13 protein-coding genes and 2 pseudogenes are annotated in these 16,378 nt (G+C 60.4%); 5 read left to right on the top strand and 10 right to left on the bottom strand.

The window, feature by feature from the left end; all coding sequences use genetic code 11:
* Positions 1-546 precede the first annotated feature (546 nt).
* The 3 genes from AB1286_RS17255 (at position 547) to AB1286_RS17245 (ending at position 1,811) form a co-directional block, all read left to right on the top strand.
* Positions 547-1,092 carry a serine/threonine protein kinase gene (locus tag AB1286_RS17255; RefSeq protein ID WP_430364400.1) on the top strand — a complete coding sequence of 182 codons (546 nt, stop codon included), beginning with the start codon at positions 547-549 and terminating at the stop codon, positions 1,090-1,092.
* A gap of 159 nt (positions 1,093-1,251) precedes the next feature.
* Entirely contained in the window at positions 1,252-1,497 is a 246-nt protein-coding gene (locus AB1286_RS17250; RefSeq protein ID WP_430364399.1) for a type II toxin-antitoxin system CcdA family antitoxin, read from the top strand.
* Positions 1,497-1,811 carry a CcdB family protein gene (locus AB1286_RS17245; protein WP_430364398.1) on the top strand — a complete coding sequence of 105 codons (315 nt, stop codon included), beginning with the start codon at positions 1,497-1,499 and terminating at the stop codon, positions 1,809-1,811. Before AB1286_RS17250 ends, AB1286_RS17245 begins: the two co-directional genes overlap by 1 nt.
* Before the next feature lie 201 nt (positions 1,812-2,012).
* Here the strand turns inward: AB1286_RS17245 and AB1286_RS17240 are convergent.
* Positions 2,013-3,157 (bottom strand): annotated as a pseudogene (locus AB1286_RS17240) (IS3 family transposase); the annotation flags it as partial.
* A gap of 368 nt (positions 3,158-3,525) precedes the next feature.
* Positions 3,526-4,044 (bottom strand): DUF6933 domain-containing protein, encoded by a 519-nt coding sequence (locus AB1286_RS17235; protein ID WP_430364397.1) that lies wholly within the window; start codon positions 4,042-4,044, stop codon positions 3,526-3,528.
* 63 nt (positions 4,045-4,107) lie between these two features.
* On the opposite strand from AB1286_RS17235, the gene AB1286_RS17230 reads away from it, so the two are divergent.
* Both AB1286_RS17230 and AB1286_RS17225 read left to right on the top strand, forming a co-directional pair.
* On the top strand, positions 4,108-4,383 hold the full coding sequence (locus tag AB1286_RS17230; protein WP_277430043.1) for a DUF1778 domain-containing protein: 276 nt from the start codon (positions 4,108-4,110) through the stop codon (positions 4,381-4,383).
* Positions 4,383-4,904: a GNAT family N-acetyltransferase gene (locus AB1286_RS17225; RefSeq protein WP_430364396.1), complete on the top strand. Its 522-nt coding sequence runs from the start codon at positions 4,383-4,385 to the stop codon at positions 4,902-4,904. Before AB1286_RS17230 ends, AB1286_RS17225 begins: the two co-directional genes overlap by 1 nt.
* Before the next feature lie 486 nt (positions 4,905-5,390).
* On the opposite strand, the gene AB1286_RS17220 is transcribed toward AB1286_RS17225, so the two are convergent.
* From AB1286_RS17220 to AB1286_RS17185, 8 genes and pseudogenes are all read right to left on the bottom strand, one after another.
* Complete coding sequence (locus AB1286_RS17220; RefSeq protein ID WP_430364395.1) at positions 5,391-5,885, bottom strand: aldehyde dehydrogenase family protein; 495 nt, start codon at positions 5,883-5,885, stop codon at positions 5,391-5,393.
* Positions 5,784-6,043, bottom strand: a pseudogene (locus AB1286_RS17215) (aldehyde dehydrogenase family protein); the annotation flags it as partial. The pseudogene AB1286_RS17215 and the gene AB1286_RS17220, both read right to left, overlap by 102 nt.
* A gap of 7 nt (positions 6,044-6,050) precedes the next feature.
* Positions 6,051-6,938 carry an alpha/beta hydrolase gene (locus AB1286_RS17210; protein ID WP_430365107.1) on the bottom strand — a complete coding sequence of 296 codons (888 nt, stop codon included), beginning with the start codon at positions 6,936-6,938 and terminating at the stop codon, positions 6,051-6,053.
* On the bottom strand, positions 6,938-8,104 hold the full coding sequence (locus AB1286_RS17205) for a glycosyl transferase family 8 (protein WP_430364394.1): 1,167 nt from the start codon (positions 8,102-8,104) through the stop codon (positions 6,938-6,940). Before AB1286_RS17205 ends, AB1286_RS17210 begins: the two co-directional genes overlap by 1 nt.
* Entirely contained in the window at positions 8,101-10,176 is a 2,076-nt protein-coding gene (locus AB1286_RS17200; protein ID WP_430364393.1) for a sulfotransferase, read from the bottom strand. The genes AB1286_RS17205 and AB1286_RS17200 overlap by 4 nt, the downstream gene beginning before the upstream one ends.
* A 204-nt stretch (positions 10,177-10,380) precedes the next feature.
* Positions 10,381-13,305: an autotransporter outer membrane beta-barrel domain-containing protein gene (locus AB1286_RS17195; RefSeq protein ID WP_430364392.1), complete on the bottom strand. Its 2,925-nt coding sequence runs from the start codon at positions 13,303-13,305 to the stop codon at positions 10,381-10,383.
* Between the two features lie 467 nt (positions 13,306-13,772).
* Positions 13,773-14,600: an FkbM family methyltransferase gene (locus tag AB1286_RS17190; RefSeq protein WP_430364391.1), complete on the bottom strand. Its 828-nt coding sequence runs from the start codon at positions 14,598-14,600 to the stop codon at positions 13,773-13,775.
* A gap of 327 nt (positions 14,601-14,927) precedes the next feature.
* Positions 14,928-15,974, bottom strand: coding sequence for a methyltransferase domain-containing protein (locus AB1286_RS17185; protein WP_430364390.1), 1,047 nt, complete (start codon positions 15,972-15,974; stop codon positions 14,928-14,930).
* Positions 15,975-16,378 lie beyond the last annotated feature (404 nt).

Genomic DNA, 16,378 nt, shown 5'->3' with positions numbered 1-16,378 from the left:
TCGTCTCGCTACAAGCACCGTGATCCGACGGTATTTCTGACGGTATACGAGCAGCATTTCTCGCCCCCGCCTATATGGGGCTTCGTGTTCCCGCCAAACTCAACATAATCGCGCGGTATGTGGAAAGGATGTTGTCGACGGCGGCGCCGACGAATCGCTTGTAATTTGTTGGATCGAACGGCGCCGGGAAGTTAGACATTTCCTTCTCGGCTCAAATAAGCAATGCCAAATGAATGAACGCTTCACTTCCTCGACAGGCGCTCAAAGTCGATAGCCCGCGTTTGCTTTCATACACTCAAGAATCCGCGCACCGTCGAACGGCTTCGGGCGCGGATCGCGACAGCGCGGAGAATTCCGCCTCCCAAATCCAGTCCGCTCTCGTCATGTACCGCGTCTTAGCCCCAGGAGTGCCGTCTAACCCGGTTTGACGCACGCGCTGGACGGTCATCGGCCGTCATTCCCGAAGCGATGCCATTTTCGGGATGGATATGATCGGGTTCGCACGCCAATCACTGCAACCGACGTCATACCGAGGAGCCCGCCACCGTGAGCGATAACATCTGCTGGGTCGTTGATCTCGAAGCAACGAATGAAGATGCATCGGCCTGGGCACAGAAAGGCCTCCAATGGCTGGTCCAACAGGGCCTTGCGGAATCGATCCCCGATAGCGGAGGCGCACTCAGCGGCGCAGATCTCTATCGCCCCGGGCCCAAAGCGGCCGCCTGGTCAAAGTACATAGCAGACGACTTGCAGCTTTGCGGCGTGGAAGTCACGGTGGAGCGCACCGTATTTCATACAGGCTCGAACAGCGATCAGATACGCTGCCCGCATTGCGGAGCCAATCATGAGCTGGATGCGGTGCCCTGGAGCGAGGCGGTCGAGCGATGGCACTCAGATGAGGCCGACGACACGCTGGCATGTCCCACATGCGCTCATTCGGCATCGATCGTCGACTGGACGTTCCTCGAATTCGACTGGGCATTTGGGAATCTTGGCTTCGGCTTCAACAATTGGATGATCGACGCACGTCTCGCGACCGAACTCGGCAACGTTCTAGGACATCGCACGAAGGTTGTGTATGAACACATCTAAAAACCTTCGGATTGTCGGTGCATCGCCGTCACGTCTCCGACTGACCTCACAACCACTGCTGTGTCCTTCCCCATCCTCTGCCCACGACCATGGACGCCGCGGGCCAACACCTTTATGTGGGCTATAATGCGCATAAATCCCCACATTGCAGAGGCAAGCATGCGGCATACGACGACTGACACCGTTCCGCGCCGGGCTACCAACATCAGTCTGCCTGAGGATGTCTACAAGGACGCGAAGGAGCTCGGGATCAATTTTTCGCAGACGTGCGAGCGAGCCATCCGACAGGCAGTGCAGGCAGAGAAAGATCGCCAATGGGCGATCAAACACGCGGACTTTATCCAGGCTTACAACGACATGCTCGAGCGCGACGGCCTGCCGCTTGCTCAGTATCGGACGTTCTGATGACCCGTTTCGAAGTATTCTCCAACCCCAGCGGGCACGCCGGTACGCCTTATGTGGTCGATGTCCAAGGAAATCATTTGTCCGGACTGGCAACTCGTGTGGTGATCCCGCTGCGCCGGTTGGACCGGATCGCCCCGGTACCGCTTCCGCCGGATTTAATTCCCGTATTCATCATTGAGGGTATCGATTGCATGCTCGATACCCCGACGCTCGCAGCAGTTCCGAAAAACGCGCTGACGAAGCCGGTTAGCTCGCTCGTACATCGGCAAGACGAGATCATAGCGGCGCTCGATAGACTATTTGGCAGGTGGTGAGCTTTTCCGCGTCCGCTTCTATCTACGTCTGAAGTTGACCCGCTTCTACGGACGGATTTGCAGTAGCGATCGATATGTGATTTAACCTCCGTTAAGCGGTAAGTCGCGGGTTGTCCACGGACGGGCGGCGGGTCGCCTGTCACGACCACGACGACGCCCGGCGGTGGGCAACCCGCACGGGGACATGATTTCGTTTTTTGTGTGCTCGTCTTCGAACTCGAGCGGCGAGTGGTAGCCGATGCTGCTGTGCAGGCGGCGCAGGTTGTACCAGCCCTCGAGGAACCAGAACAAACGTCCTCGCGCCTGTTCGTGCGTATCGAAGTGCTCGCGCATAAGCAGTTCCGATTCGAGCGTGCCGAAGAAGGATTCGCACATCGCGTTGTCGTAACAGTCGCCAGCCGTACCCATCGAAGGCTGCACACAGGCTTCACGACAGCGCCGTCCGAAGGCAATCGACGTATATTGGCAGCCCTGATCGGAATGCAGAATGACCCCGCGAGCTCGACGTTGCGCGAGCGCCATATCGAGCGCACGCAGCATCAGTTCCGTGTACAGATGATTGGACATTGCCCAGCCTACGATGCGGCGGCTGAACACATCGAGCACGACGGCCAGATACAGGAATCCCTCGCCGGTTGGAATGTAGGTGGCGTCTGCAACCCACAGCACGTTCGGCGCTGCGGCGCTGAAGTGGCGACGCACCAGATCAGGGGCACGCCGTGCTCCCGCGCGTTGTCGCGTAGTGCATTTCCATTGCCTGCGACTAGCCCCGCACAGGCCGGCCAGACGCATGAGTCGCGCGACGCGCTTGCGCCCGACATGCACGCCTTCGCGTTTGAGCTGGGCATGGATACGCGGCGCGCCATAGGTGCCGCGCGAACTGGCGTGCAGCATGCGAATGCGCGAGAGCAACTGCGCATCGCTGCATGCCTGCCTCGAGGGTTCCCGCACGAGCCACGCGTAGTAGCCGCTGGTGGAGACTCGCAGCAGCCGCGCCATCGTGGCAATGGGCCAGCGGGCCCGGTTCGCTTTCATGAATCCGTACCCTTCGGCGGTACGGCCCCCGTCTCCCGAGCGAACCAGGCAGCCGCGTGAGAGAGTATGTCGCGCTCCATCTCGAGTTGGCGCACCTTACGACGCAGCCGCGCCAATTCCTGCCGCTCGGCCGTCGTCAGTCCGTCCTGGCGCACGCCCGAATCGCGATCGGCCTGCACGACCCAGTTGATGATGCTTTGCGCCGTCGGCTCGAACTCGCGCGCCAATTCCTCAGGCGTACGTCCCGCCTTCACCAACTCCACCATCTGCGCCCGGAACTCCGCCGGGTACGCCTTCCGATGCTTGCCCATAACGGCACCTCCTCTTCAAAAAGAATAGGTGTCCGTTTTCGCGGGTCAACTTCAGTCTCGCTAAAGGCAGCGGGCGACGACGGTATTTCTGACGGTATACGCAAGCACCGCTCAACCCACCGCCTCGTGGGATAAGCGTTTCCAGCCAAACTCAACATAATCGCGCGGTACACAGAAAGGATTCTGTCGTCGGCACCGCCGATACAGCGCCGGTGAACGCTGCGGTCAGCTACGCTGCGCGGCTGTCTTTCGCTCGGCGGACAAGTCGTCGGTTGTGCGACTTTGTCCCCCAGAGGCTTTGCGTCCGGCGCGTCGAGCATTAGCCCTGTGGGCCCGCATTACCCGAACTACGCTGCGACAAACTGCGATCAAGCGACCGCTCCCCCATCGTTCGTCGACGCTTTCAACGCCCGCTCCGAAGACACCGGTCCCTTGTAAAGCGGGCTAAATGGCCAACGCGCCAGTTTTAGCGACAGCTCGATGAGGTCGTTCGGTTTATCGTGGTTGCGATAGGCTTCGGCGAGATATGCGAACTCCGTCATGATGCCGACAACGCTGCGATTTGGTGTCTTCGCGCATTTGACGACCTGCATTTCGCTCGCTTCCGAGTCATAAGCGAATGCGGCACTCCGTAGGCGTGCCAGTGTATTTAGCAGAGCCCCCGCGAAGCTGATCGCCAGGCTGACGGCCGGGGCCAACGGAATCAGCATCGGCAATAGCGTCTGCTCATTCGCAAGCATCGCAATCTGCGGCCACCGTGGCAAAACAGTTGCGTGCCGGTTGCCAAGCTTCGTGGTGCTCCGTCCGACCTCGATCGCTTCGGTTTCAGACGCTTGAGCAGCTTTTTGATACAGTGGAAATACAGCATGAAAAAGGGGAACAATCACGTATCACGAGAAAATGTACGCCTATTGTGCTAACATGACGTACATCTAAAGGAGATTCCTTTTATGAGCACCTCTACCCGCTCCGCCCGCCTGGGTTTGCGCGCCACGCCGCAGCAGGAAGCAGTGCTGCGCCGTGCCGCCGAGATCGCGCACAAATCCATGACGGATTTTATTCTCGACAGCGCCTGTCAGGTCGCCGAACGAACGCTGCTCGACCAACGCTTGTTCCTGGTGACTGAAAGCCAATCGCAAGCGCTGCTTGACATGCTCGATCGGCCGACCCAAGACAATGCGGGCTTGAAGGAATTGTTCTCCCGAACAGCGCCTTGGGAGAGCTGATGCCGCTGTCCGCACTGCAAGCACTAGACGCCAACCATGTCTTGGAAGGCTTCGATTGCGGCAAGCCCGGCCTGAATGACTGGCTCCTGCGCCATGCACGGCAGGCACAAGCCAGTGGTTCGGCCAAGACTTACGTCGTGATCGTAGATCAGCGCCTAGTCGGATATTACAGCCTGGCCGTGGGGCAAATCGATACTCTGGAAGCACCTGATCGAGTACGCAAAGGGATGGGTGCCTATCCGATCCCTGTTGTCATCCTTGCTCGGCTGGCGGTAGCAACGCAGGATCATGGGCGTGGCGTCGGAATCGGCATGCTGCAAGATGCAATCCGGCGCACAGTGGCCATCGCCGAACAAGTCGGCGTTCGCGCGATGTTGACACATCCGATCGATGAGGATGCGGCACGCTTCTATCTGCGTTTCGGGTTTGAAGCTTCACCGGTGCGAGAACAGCAATTGCTGTTGTTGCTGAAGGACGCTCGTCGATTGCTAATGCCTGCTGGATCAAGCAAACCGAAGTAGAAATCGCCTAGTTCATCGTCTATTGCCGCCCTGCTACAGCTCCGTTGATACGACGGTGTATTAAAAATCACTGCATCTACGATTTCGTGACGGTATCTCTGACGGTATACGTCCGCTGTCTGCGGTTTGGATACCGCCACACCTTCAGAATTCACCCTATCAACGCACGCCAGTTGGCTGCGTGCCGCACCAGCCTTTGGAATCGATGGCGATGGACAAAGACCGGTCCGGAGCGCCTTCGCGCGGTGTCACACCTGTTTTTTGAGCTGGGCACGAATTCCCCCGCAGCCTTTGCTCAAGTCCATTGATTATCGAGCCGGTCCCGAAACACAGCAGTGCAAGCGAGCCACACGCATTGGTCGCTCAGTTGCTGTCGCATCTCGTGTGCGACGTGCCCTCCAAATTCCCCGCGCGTTACTGCCCGAGTACATCACGGATCTCATCGCCCAACGCTCGCCGGTGATGGCGGCGCAACCGCGGTTTTTCTCATCCATGATTGAAACAAACCACCTTAGTTTCCGACATCGCCCGCATTGAAAAACGCACGCCTTCCCGGCCGGATCCCGACGCCTTGACGCCGCCGAACGGCATGCTGTCGAGCCGATAATCTGTACTGTCATTGATCATGACGGCACCGACTTCGAGTTCTTCTATCGCAGCGCGTGCGCTGTCCAGCGCGCGCGTAAAAATGCCCGTCTGCAATCCGAATGGCGAGTTGTTCGCGAGGCTGATTGCATCGGTCATTCCATCGCACGGCACAAGTGCCGTCACCGGACCATAGATTTCGTCGACGAGTAGCGGATGCTCGTCGGGCAAGCCCTCGAAAACCGTCGGCGACATTCGCGTACCTGCGCGGCCCCTCCGAGCAGAATCGCTCCGCCTGCGTCCGTTCCCGAACGCATCAGCATGTCGATCCGCCGAGCTGCGGGTTCGCTGACAAGGCACCCCATATCGGACGACTCGCTCAGCTTCGGGCCGCATACCACGCCGGCCGCACGTTCGAGAAACCGTCTACGAAACGGATCATAGACACGCCGGTCTACGATAATGCGCTGCACATGCAGGCAATTCTGACCCGCGGCCCAATATGCGCCGGACACGCAGCGCTCCGCAGCGACGTCGAGATCCTGGCGGCCCACTCGCCCCCTACTTTGCCAACCGGCAAGCCGGCGCGATTTTCAACAAATCCGGCCAGCGTCCAATCCAACCGCTCTCATGTGACGCCTCACCGACGATCCTTGCCCGTGCGCATCTTGTGCCGGTAGCGTCGAGAAAGCGCTGCGCCACCGACGGCGGAACGACATGGTCTTCGGCTCCGCTGAAGTGCACTTGCGGAATATCGGCCACACGGCTCGCGAAATCGATCGCATCCTCCGATTCGGGCATCGGCGAGACATGGTGCAGCCGATTGACGAACTCGTCGTCGAGATTGCCGGCCACGGTGCGTATCGAAGCGACATCCGTGCGGCGTGCCGCGATCAATACCGCAACGGCGCCTCCTCCCGAATAGCCGATCAACTCGATAGGTTGCCCGGGTGTAAGCGCGGCAAAGTGGCTGACAGCGTCGTTCATCGACTCGATCGCATCCGCCGCGAATCGCTTGCCGGTCCAATATGGAATACCGCACCGTGAATTCATCGCCATCGGTGTGAACTGGCAAGGCCGCGCCAAATAGACGACATTCGGCGCGCTGTCTTGCACGGCGAGCGCGAGCCCTATCGCCTCTCGCGGCGTCGGATCGAGCGAAGGTTCAGTGCGAGACAGCCAGGCGACGCCATCGCCTTCGATGTAGATGCGCAACGGCTCGCGGGGCGTAGAGAGGCGCGAAAAGGCCGTCAGCACAAAGGGACCGGAATCGACGAGTTGCCGCCGCAGCCCCGCCTGCGCGGCCAGGGCGTCGGCATGGGCGTCGCGATCGAAGACCGAGCACCCCGACAGCGCACCGAAAAGCGAAACCGTGACCGCGATCGCCGCAACGCAAAACGGGACGCGCACCCACGAACGGGCACGCCTGCCCATGCTGCCCAGGATCATCATTGGGCCACGAACCGTACCAGTTCGGCCGCCATTCGGGAAACGACGTCGTTCCAGTCCGTCCGCACCTCCTGACGAAACAAACGCATCTGCGGATACCACGGTGTATCGGTCCGTTCGAGCAACCAACGCCAATCCGGGACTTTCGGCAGCATGACCCAAACGGGTCGGCCCAGTGCACCTGCGAGGTGAACGGGAGAAGAGTCCACTGAAATCAACAGATCGACAACGCAAAGGATCGCCGCCGTGTCCTCGAAATCGTTGATCTCGTCGGACAGCGATAGGATCGACATACCGTCGGGCGGCGAAGCGGCCTGCATCGCGGCAGGACCTTTCTGAATCGCAACGAAGCCCACGCCCGTCTGCGCGAGCGGCGCGAGCTGTGCAAGGCTCAGGGAGCGGTTGGCATCGTTGGGGTGCGTGGGACGTCCCGCCCAAACAAGTGCGACCAGCGGGCGGGGCAAGCCAGCCAAACGCTGCCGCCAACGCTCGACACGACGCGGGTCCGGATGCAGGTAAGGCGTCGGCCCGGGCAAATCGTCGAGACTCAGCATCAAAGCCATCGGCAGGCTCATTAGCTCGCAATGCATGTCGAACGCAGGCGGTAGGCTCCCCCGTTCGACGAGGTCGTCGAACCCCGCGGCGCGACGTACGAGCGATAACGATTCCGCGTTGATTTCGAGGACGACTCGCGCACCGCTTCTCTCCTTGGCCCACGGCACCAAACGGAGGAATTGGAAGGTGTCGCCGTAGCCCTGCTCGTCGTAAATCAGCAGCGTTTTGCCGGGCATGGCGCGACCATCCCAGCGTGGACGTTGCACTTTGCGTTCGATGTGCGCCGTGTGCGCGAGGCTATAGCGGTAGTGATACTCACGCCAGCCTCGCTCGAACTCGCCCGAGAGCAGCAAGGTTTCGGCAAGATCGAAGCGCGTAGGAAAATCGCCGGGCGCGTGCGCCACCAGCATTTCTTGGATCTCGCGCGTCTCGGCGATACGCCCCTGCGGACGGAGCGTAGCGGCGAGCAGCTTCCAGAGCGGAAGCGGTCCGCGCCCCGAGGACAGATACGGCCGCAGGACCGCCTCGGCTTCCTCATAGCGCCCAGACGCCAGCAACGGACGAATCCGAAGATCGATCGCGCGCATATCGAGAGCGACGCCGGACATCATGAAGCCTCGATACCCAGTGCTTCGAGCAAGGGGCCGAGATAGCGCGCATACGCGCGCGCGCGGCCTTTCGAGGTCGAATAGATTGGCTGGCGCACCTGGTTTACGCTCGCCGTGCGGACCACTCGGCGGTTGCGATGGAAGTCCAGGCAGGCATCGTCCCACGGCAGTCCCAGCAAACCGATCAACCGCCGCGCTTCCCCTTCGAGATCGTCGACTACGGCCTCGTAGTGAGTTTCGATGAAAACGTCGCTAGGCAGCAGCGCACGCCAATGCGCCATCAAGCGTTCGTATTGACGGTAGAAATCGCCGAGCTCGGTCTGGTCGTACGCAAACGGTTGTTGTCCGGCGAACAGCTTCGTGTAGCAGGACAAGCACGTGTCGACCGGATCACGCCGAACGTGGATGATCCGGGCGCCGGGCACGATTAGCGGGATCGCCCCCGCATACAGGAAGTTGCCGGGCATTTTGTCGACGACGTGCGCGCGTCCGCCGGCAAGCGGCGCCACACGGGCCAGATACGCTTGCGCGCACTGGCGCAAGCGCGCTTGGGCATCCGGTTGGTCATCGAGGGCAACGATGCAGTCAGGAAAGCTGCCGAGTTCGTCAATTGCCAGCCGGAGCGCGGACAGCTCCCCTGCCCCCGTCACTTGCGGGTGAGACGAGAGGATCTGTTCGATCAGTGTGGTGCCGGAGCGCGGCATGCCGACGACGAAGATGGGCAGCGTCGACGGCTCGCCCAGGCCCGCAAGCCGGCCATATCGTTCGCGCGTGAAAGCCGTGCCGATACGCTCCATCCAGCGTCCGGTCTCCCCGCTGTCATAGTCGAACGAAGCGCGTTTCTGGCGGTTGCCGGCATCGAGGTGGCCAAACGCTCGTTCAGGATCGTCGATGTCGAGGTAGGCCTTGCCGAGCGCGAAGTGCGCTGCGATGCGGTCGACGAGCGAGCGCTGCTCGCCTTGCGCGATACAGGACTCGAGCGCCGCGATGTCCGGATCGCCCGCGCCGAACGTTCGCAGTTCCGCGCGTGCCGCAAGCGCCTGTGCAGACGCCGGGAAGCGCGCCAGCGCCTGCTCGAAAGCTAACAGCGCTTCATCCCTGCGTCCCGCCTCCGTCAACAGCGTGGCGCGCCCGACGAGTGCCGCTTCCGCCACCGTGCCGGGCAGTTCCGCGGCCTGCTCGTATGCACGCTGCGCTTCCTCGGTCATACCGAGATCCTGCAATACGAGCGCCAGCGCGTAATGCGCCTCGGCGCTGCGCGGCGCGAGCGCCACAGCATGCCGCGCGATGGCGAGCGCCTCCTCGATATGCGCAATCTGTCTGAGCGCCTTGGCGCGCGCCGTAAGTGCAGCCGGATGCTCGGGAGCAAAAGCGCTCAGCATATCGAGCGCCCGCAGCCCAGCATGGTGCCGCTGGCGGGAAACCTCGAGATCGGCAAGGTTCAGGTATGCGTCGACGAGGCGAGGATTGAGATCGATCGCCTGCTGCGCATGCTGCGCGGCTTCGTCATAGCTACCTTGCGTCGAGAGCAGGAAGGCGAGGTTGCTGTGCGCTTCCGCATAGGACGGGTTGAGCGCGAGCGCCTGACGATAGCAGGCCTCGGCACGGTCCATTTGTCCGAGTCGCCGCCAGGTATTGCCGAGGTTGTTTTGCGCTTCGGGCCACGCCGGATTGAGCGCAACGACCTTCTCCAGACATGCGCGGCTCTGCTCCAGCTTGCCGGCTTCTTGAAGCACGATGCCAAGGTTGTTCCATCCGGAGACGAGCGTCGGATCCATCTCAACGGCGCGCCGCGCCGCTTCCTCGCCTTCCGGCAGCATTCCCTTCAGGCGATACATTTCCGCGAGATTGCTCGAATACACGGCCGGTGCGCGCGGGGCAAGACAAGCCTGCCTCAGATGAACGATCGCCAAGTCCAAGTTGCCATAGGCGTGGGCCATGAGCCCGAGCAGATGGAGCGCATCCGGCTGTCCCGGCCAAGCGGCGAGCACACGCTGAGCCAGCATTTCGGCCTGCTCGGCCTGACCGGCATTCCAGTGCGCATAGGCTCGCGTAAGCGCTTCCTGGATACTCATGTTCTCTGGAGGGGCGGCGCTGGGCATGCTCGACAAGTCGGGATCGTGGGAAGAAGGAACATCGATGCTTGGCGATCGTAGCATGCGCACGCGGGACCTCGGCCCTCGTGAGCGCTCGGAGGCCGGCGCGCCGCTTTGGGCCGCCCCCCGCGAACGCAGGCCGTGGAGGACCGGCGGCGCTGGCGCCGGCCTCACTATCCGCGGTCAAAACAGCTGCCGTAGTCGCAAGCTACCGGCTTGAGAGAGATATCCTCGCCCGATCTGGACATCATAATGCACGGTCAGACTCAGGTTGCGCCCATTCAACAGCGTCGCGCCCGCGGTCACCAGAGCCGAGTCCGTGACGGGGCTTGTGCCAAGGGTCGTGAAGCTGGTTTGGCCGCTGGGGTCGGCGGCGAATGTGGCATTGGTGAGCGCGCGGGTGTTGTCGTACTCGTGGCGCCATGCCAGGGTCAATTCGGGCACGAGCACACCATACGAGGTGGGTACCTCTCGCTCGATCTTCGCGCCGAGGTCGGTGGTGACCGAGCTCAGGTGCGAGGAGCCGACCGAGAGCGCCGCACCGTCGCCTCCCGATTCGGTGTACGCGTTCTGATGCAGATAGCTATACGTGAGACTCGCGAGCGGCGTCACGGTCGCGAAGCCAAGGGGAAACGGATAACCCACCTCGCCGCGCGCGACATACTGCTGCCCGCTGAAGCTGCCGTTGGCTTGGCTCGAGAAGCCGGGGAAGTTGACCACGCGATTGGTGTCGTAGTGCTGAAGGATTGCGCCAGCAGACAGATTGGCGTACCACCTACCCGTCACGTAGCTGCCGTAGCCGATCAGACCGTACGAGTTGATGCGAGTGTTGTCCCCAGCGGTGTCGCCCGTGTTGTTGACAGCGGTATTGCTATAGCTGAATGCACCGCCGACACGCCACGTATCGGATACCGCGCGATCGACGCCGAACAGCAGGCCACCATAGTTGGCGCTATATCCGTCCACCTGATCGCGCTCATCCTGGCTCGCATGTCCGCCGAACGCCTGCCCCCAAGCACCCCAAGTCGGCGCCGCGTCTCCGGTCGAGATGCCGCTGTCTTCCCGTTGCGCCAAGCGCAAACCGTTGGCGTGGCTCGAGATGATATCGAGCGCATCCAAGGTTGGGGCGGCCGCCGCGCGGCTCGAGGTTGTCTGCGAGGTCGGGCTAAGCTGCTTGCCGGCGGCATTGAGCGCTTGGGTCGAGCCGGTGGCATTGAGTGCGAGCGAGGCATCGAACAAATTGAGCAAAGCGGGACTAATGCCTGTGTAGTTCGCCAACCCGGTGAGCGATGACACAGCATTGGGCGCAGTGGCGCCTGTCGGCGCTGGTGTCGATGTTCCTGTGCCTGTTCCCGTCCCTGTGCCTGTTCCCGTACCGGTGCCTGTTCCCGTCCCTGTGCCTGTTCCCGTACCGGTGCCGGTGCCGGTGCCCGTTCCCGTTCCCGTTCCCGTCCCCGTTCCCGTCCCTGTGGAGTTGGCGACCGTCAGGACCAGATCGCTGTTTGCACCATTGGCCACCGCGGCCCCGGTCACCACGAGCCCCGAGACCCCGGCGATCGAATAGCGCAGCGTACCTGCGTTGTAGTTCGTACCCGTCCCGGCGGCATCGATAACGACGAAGCGCTGGCCGGCCGCGAATCCATAGGCGTTGATTTTTTGCAAAGTCACAGCCGCACCGCTTGCGATGTTGGCTGTGCCTGAGACGACCAACCGGCCATAGCCGCTGTCGGTATCGATCGAGCCGCCCGCGACGGCGCTATCGGCGACGCCCACCAAGAGCGTGGCCGATGCCCCTTGCGTGTAGTTACCGGTAATCGCGATGGGATTGTTGACCTGGAGCGTGGCGCCGGTGTTGTTGACGGCATGGCTCCCGACGTTGGCTATGTCGTTGAGCAGCACGTTGCCGGAGCCGAATACGAGATTAGACGAGGTGTTAGTGATGGTGCCTATATTCGCGTTGGCGATGCCGCCGCTGAGCCCCGTCAACGTGCCGAATACCGTGCCGGTACCACCGTTGATGGTCAGATCCACCGAGCTCGAGTTGTGGATCGTACCGGCGATCAGGCCGCTGTTGCTGATCTGCCCAATAGTGCTGGTCGTATCGACATTGATCGCGTTGAGCAGACCCGTAATGGTGCCGCTGTTGATCAGCGAACCAATAGTGGCGCCGGCTAGAGCAAAAATACCGGTGTATGGCCCGCTCGGAAAGCCGGTGACGGTTTGCGTGGTCGCGCCGCTGATCAAGCCGGAATTGTTGATGGTCCCGATCGTGCCGGACTGCGCCACGACGCCGGAAAACGTGCCGATGATCGTCCCGGTATTGGTCAGCGTACCGAGGTTTGCGCCGCTGCGGATAAGCACACCGAGTTCGTTGGTGATGGTGCCGCTATTGTTCAGCGCGCCGATCACACCCGAATTTTCGCCGAGCACGCCGTAGCCGACGATGGTTCCTGTGTACGTCGAGCCTTTGATGGTGCCGCTGTTGAGAATCGTCCCGATGCTGCCTGCGTTGTTGTCGATGCCGAATATGCTGCCGCTCACCGTCCCGCTACCGGCAAGCAGGCCCATATTGTTCACAGTGCCGATGGTCCCGCTATTGAGGATGCCCCTTCCCGCGCCCGTGATCGTGCCGGTTGCCGTGTTGGTCAGCGTTCCGATCGTGCCGGTGTTGTTGATGCCGGACGCGATGGTGCCCGCAATGCCGGACGTGCCGACGAAACCGCTATTGCCGAATGCGTTGATCGAGCCGGTGGTCCTAATGCCCGAACTGCCGCCGACGAAGGTGCCCGAACTGTTGTTGATCGCCGAGCTGATAGTGCCTGCATTGACCATCCCGTACGTGATGCCCGCAATGGTCCCGCTGTTGGTAAGCGTTCCCAAGGAGGAGCCGGTCGCCAGCAAAGCGGTTGCAGTGTTGAAATTGGAGAGGACGACGTTGGGGGCGATCGTACAGTTTCCCGAAGACCAGCCAATTTCCGTCGTGTTGGAGCTGATCGTCCCATTGATCCCGCAATCGGCTTTTGCGACTACCGGCACTACCCCGGTGAGCAAGCCCGCAAGGGCTGCGGCGATCGCATGTTGTCTCGGCGGTACGTTTTTACGGTTCATGTGCGCCCCGATCGAAATGTCCCGAAGCTCATTATGTAAGAACCGTGGCGACTTGCAAAATTTTATTCAGGCGAATCGCAATATTTCCGTGCGCGATGTTTTTACGTCACGCTCATCCTTGTATATTCTCCGGCGCAGCTTTTTATTTCGAATGAGCGCGGCGATTTCTTTCATTTTCACTACGGGGAAAATCCCACCCACTTACCCGCCAACGCCTCATGTGGTGGGCCGCCAGCGGGCCTAATCGCTTCCGCTCAAGCGCAAACGCGTGGAGACGAGCTATGTGCATTGAGTCAAAAAATATATTATATTCCGACCCCTAAAATAGTCGTGATTTTATAAATCTGGAAAACACCGATTGACGGCACCAGTTGCGCTATCAGCGAATAAAATTCAAATAAGCGTATGAAAAAGCGGCGCCATGCGAATGGCGTAGGTTATGTCGGGATCGCTTTCTTTCCGATCGCTTAGGGCCGCGAATGCCCCGCCAACGGATGAGCGGTGGCATCGACGATTTCCTCGAACCCTTGAAGCACGAGGCTCGACTCCCGAGGCACACCGAGCATGTTGAATGAATAGAGTTGCGGATAGCGGTTTTGCGCCTCGCCCCGAAAATTCCCCGGGTTGAATAGCGGGCTGATGTGCCAGCACAGACGGTAACGTTGCGCCCACAAGTACTCGATCAGCGCACGGGAGTTGGCGACCCGGTCGTTCTCGACGAACAACAGAGGGCGCTGCGTTGCGATCAAATCTCGGGCGCCTTGCAGCACTTGCAACTCGAACCCTTCGACATCGACCTTCAACAAGTGAACGGTCCGCCCCTGCGTCATATCGTCGAGTCGCACGCACGGCACCCGGATACCATCGCTCAACGGCTCAGTGAGAGCCGACACCGCACCGAAGTTGCCTGTCCGCCGGTAATCGAGCGACGCGAACCAAACCGTTCCGGCGTCCGCTGCGCACGCGAACGGCCACGCCGTGACATTGTCCATGGCGTTCAGTGCGAGATTCGCGCACAGGTTCTGAAAGACGAACGGCTGCGGCTCAAATGCGATCACGTCCGCACCAACCGCTTTGGCCGCTCTCGCCAGCGGCACCGTCTGGCTACCGATATTGGCGCCGACCTCGACGATCGTGCCCGGCCCACCGATACATTGCAGCAGCAACTGCGTTTCGAGTTCGGCGTATTCGCCATATTGGATCAACGCTTGTCCGACATACTCGTCGAAGCGATTGGCCAGCATCGTCCCGTGTCGCGTGGCGACTAGGACATAGGGTTCTGCGGCGTCTGGCATCGGGCTAGCGACTCACCTTGGTGGGCTGAGGCGTCGAGAACGGGCGCGGTCACGCATAGTTTATCCGTACGCGGTCTAATGCGCAGCCACTAAACCCGACCGGATCGGCCACCCGCGTAGCGATCCTGCTACGCAGGCGACCCGGATCGCACCGATACCGCTTCCGCCGAAATCAATCCCCGCGTTCATCGCCGAGGGCAGCGCATACATGCTAGACAACCCGCCGCTCGCCGCGATTGGGTGCGACGCATCGACCAAGCCGAGGACTTCGCTCGTGCATCGCCAGGACGAAATCGATTGTTTGGCGGATGGCGCGCCTAAACGTTGCTAATGAAAACCCGGGCTATGCGTAGGTACTTGGGCGCCGGAGAAGCTCCGCTGGCTGATGTCGTCGCCGGCAATGGACCACGTTTGGACCGCCTTCATTAGTCCGAAGCCTCGCGACGACAATGTGAAGACGAACTGCTGCCCCTCCCGCACGCGCAAAGGCTTTCCGATCGGAAATGCCGTCCTTCCCCAATGAGTCTTGGGGGCCCAGGGAGCGTTGGTGAGCACACTCCCCTCGCCCATATCGCACTCGAACCAGGCAGCGATGCAAGAAACGGTTCCATCTCTCACCGCCTTGCAGACACCTTGGAACTCGAAGTCCGCATCAGACGCCTCGACGATCTGCATATCGAGGTCGAACAGGGGCGCAGGCGGGGTGAGCAGCCTCTCCGCCGTAATCTCGTGCCGCGCATTGAGAACCTCATTTGAGTGCAGATGCGCCAACGAGGAGAGGTCCACGCCGTGGTACCCATTGAACCAGCAGTCCATGCCGGCTTCCAAGAGCGGATCCTCGGCAAGCGCCGCGAACCCCTTGGCTCGGGCAGGAATCATTAGCCCTCCGTCCTTCAAATGCGCTTTGCGGCATTGAACCAGGGCAGGCACGAAGTTCTCGTCGACTGCAAGCCCGCCCATCCACTCCGACACCAAAATATCCACTTTTTCCGGAAGGCTTACCTGACTTGCGTCACCGACAATGATCTGCACCTTACCCTCCAACTCGTGTTGTCTCACGAGTTCCTTGGCAAGGTCCGCAATGGGAGTGAGTTCCAATCCATAGACGCGCGACGCCCCCTTCAATGCGGCAATGATCGACAAGATACCGGTACCGCACCCGAAGTCCGCCACCACCTTGCCTGCCGCTAGCCGCTCCAGAGCATGCGCGTATGCATTCACTCTGACTTTGTCCCGCAGCATTTCCCGGTGAATCGGAGTGGCACCATAAGCTTGCACTCGCTCGTTGAAGCCGGTTTCGGCAATCGATAGCCTAGGCAAAGAGTCTCGTGCCGTAGATCCCACGGGATCCTTTAGTAGGTCTTTTGACAGCATTAAGTTCATCCTCAGTTAATTTATGAGAGATAACATCAATAACGTCAAACCCATTGACTTATGGACATCCCCATCCACTTCTTATGCAGCAAAAATTTAATGAAAAGCCGCCAACGGGATTCACCGATACTTTTCGCGAAGTCGCAAGCCATTATTTGCAGCTTAACTTCTTTCTCTAATCCATGCCCACACGAAATGGACAAATCACCCAAGCAATCCCAAAGATTGCTTAACCTTAGTTAAGCAACAATACATAAGTCAAAACGCTTACTCGCGCAGCCCAAGCGATACTAAATGGCGCCCTAGTTCACGTTTACGGAACCCCGTTCTCCCAAAAACTGGAATTCGGACAGACAAAAGCGATTTTATCGGCGCTCCGTACTCCAACGCACCGCCGAAATGAT

Origin of the sequence: Trinickia sp. NRRL B-1857 (assembly GCF_050470685.1) — a bacterium.
In the GTDB taxonomy this organism is placed as follows: Bacteria; Pseudomonadota; Gammaproteobacteria; order Burkholderiales; family Burkholderiaceae; genus Trinickia.
The sequence above is the reverse complement of the archived record's forward strand: the minus strand, read 5'-3'. Positions and strand labels throughout refer to the sequence as shown.

Bases quoted from the DNA above. Each gene is read 5' to 3' on its own strand.
- AB1286_RS17210 (WP_430365107.1), bottom strand. From the start codon at position 6,938: ATGATCCTGGGCAGCATGGGCAGGCGTGCCCGTTCGTGGGTGCGCGTC.
- AB1286_RS17245 (WP_430364398.1), top strand. From the start codon at position 1,497: ATGACCCGTTTCGAAGTATTCTCCAACCCCAGCGGGCACGCCGGTACG.
- AB1286_RS17185 (WP_430364390.1), bottom strand. From the start codon at position 15,974: ATGCTGTCAAAAGACCTACTAAAGGATCCCGTGGGATCTACGGCACGA.
- AB1286_RS17250 (WP_430364399.1), top strand. From the start codon at position 1,252: ATGCGGCATACGACGACTGACACCGTTCCGCGCCGGGCTACCAACATC.
- AB1286_RS17195 (WP_430364392.1), bottom strand. From the start codon at position 13,305: ATGAACCGTAAAAACGTACCGCCGAGACAACATGCGATCGCCGCAGCC.
- AB1286_RS17230 (WP_277430043.1), top strand. From the start codon at position 4,108: ATGAGCACCTCTACCCGCTCCGCCCGCCTGGGTTTGCGCGCCACGCCG.
- AB1286_RS17225 (WP_430364396.1), top strand. From the start codon at position 4,383: ATGCCGCTGTCCGCACTGCAAGCACTAGACGCCAACCATGTCTTGGAA.
- AB1286_RS17190 (WP_430364391.1), bottom strand. From the start codon at position 14,600: ATGCCAGACGCCGCAGAACCCTATGTCCTAGTCGCCACGCGACACGGG.
- AB1286_RS17220 (WP_430364395.1), bottom strand. From the start codon at position 5,885: ATGCGGCCCGAAGCTGAGCGAGTCGTCCGATATGGGGTGCCTTGTCAG.
- AB1286_RS17200 (WP_430364393.1), bottom strand. From the start codon at position 10,176: ATGAGTATCCAGGAAGCGCTTACGCGAGCCTATGCGCACTGGAATGCC.
- AB1286_RS17205 (WP_430364394.1), bottom strand. From the start codon at position 8,104: ATGATGTCCGGCGTCGCTCTCGATATGCGCGCGATCGATCTTCGGATT.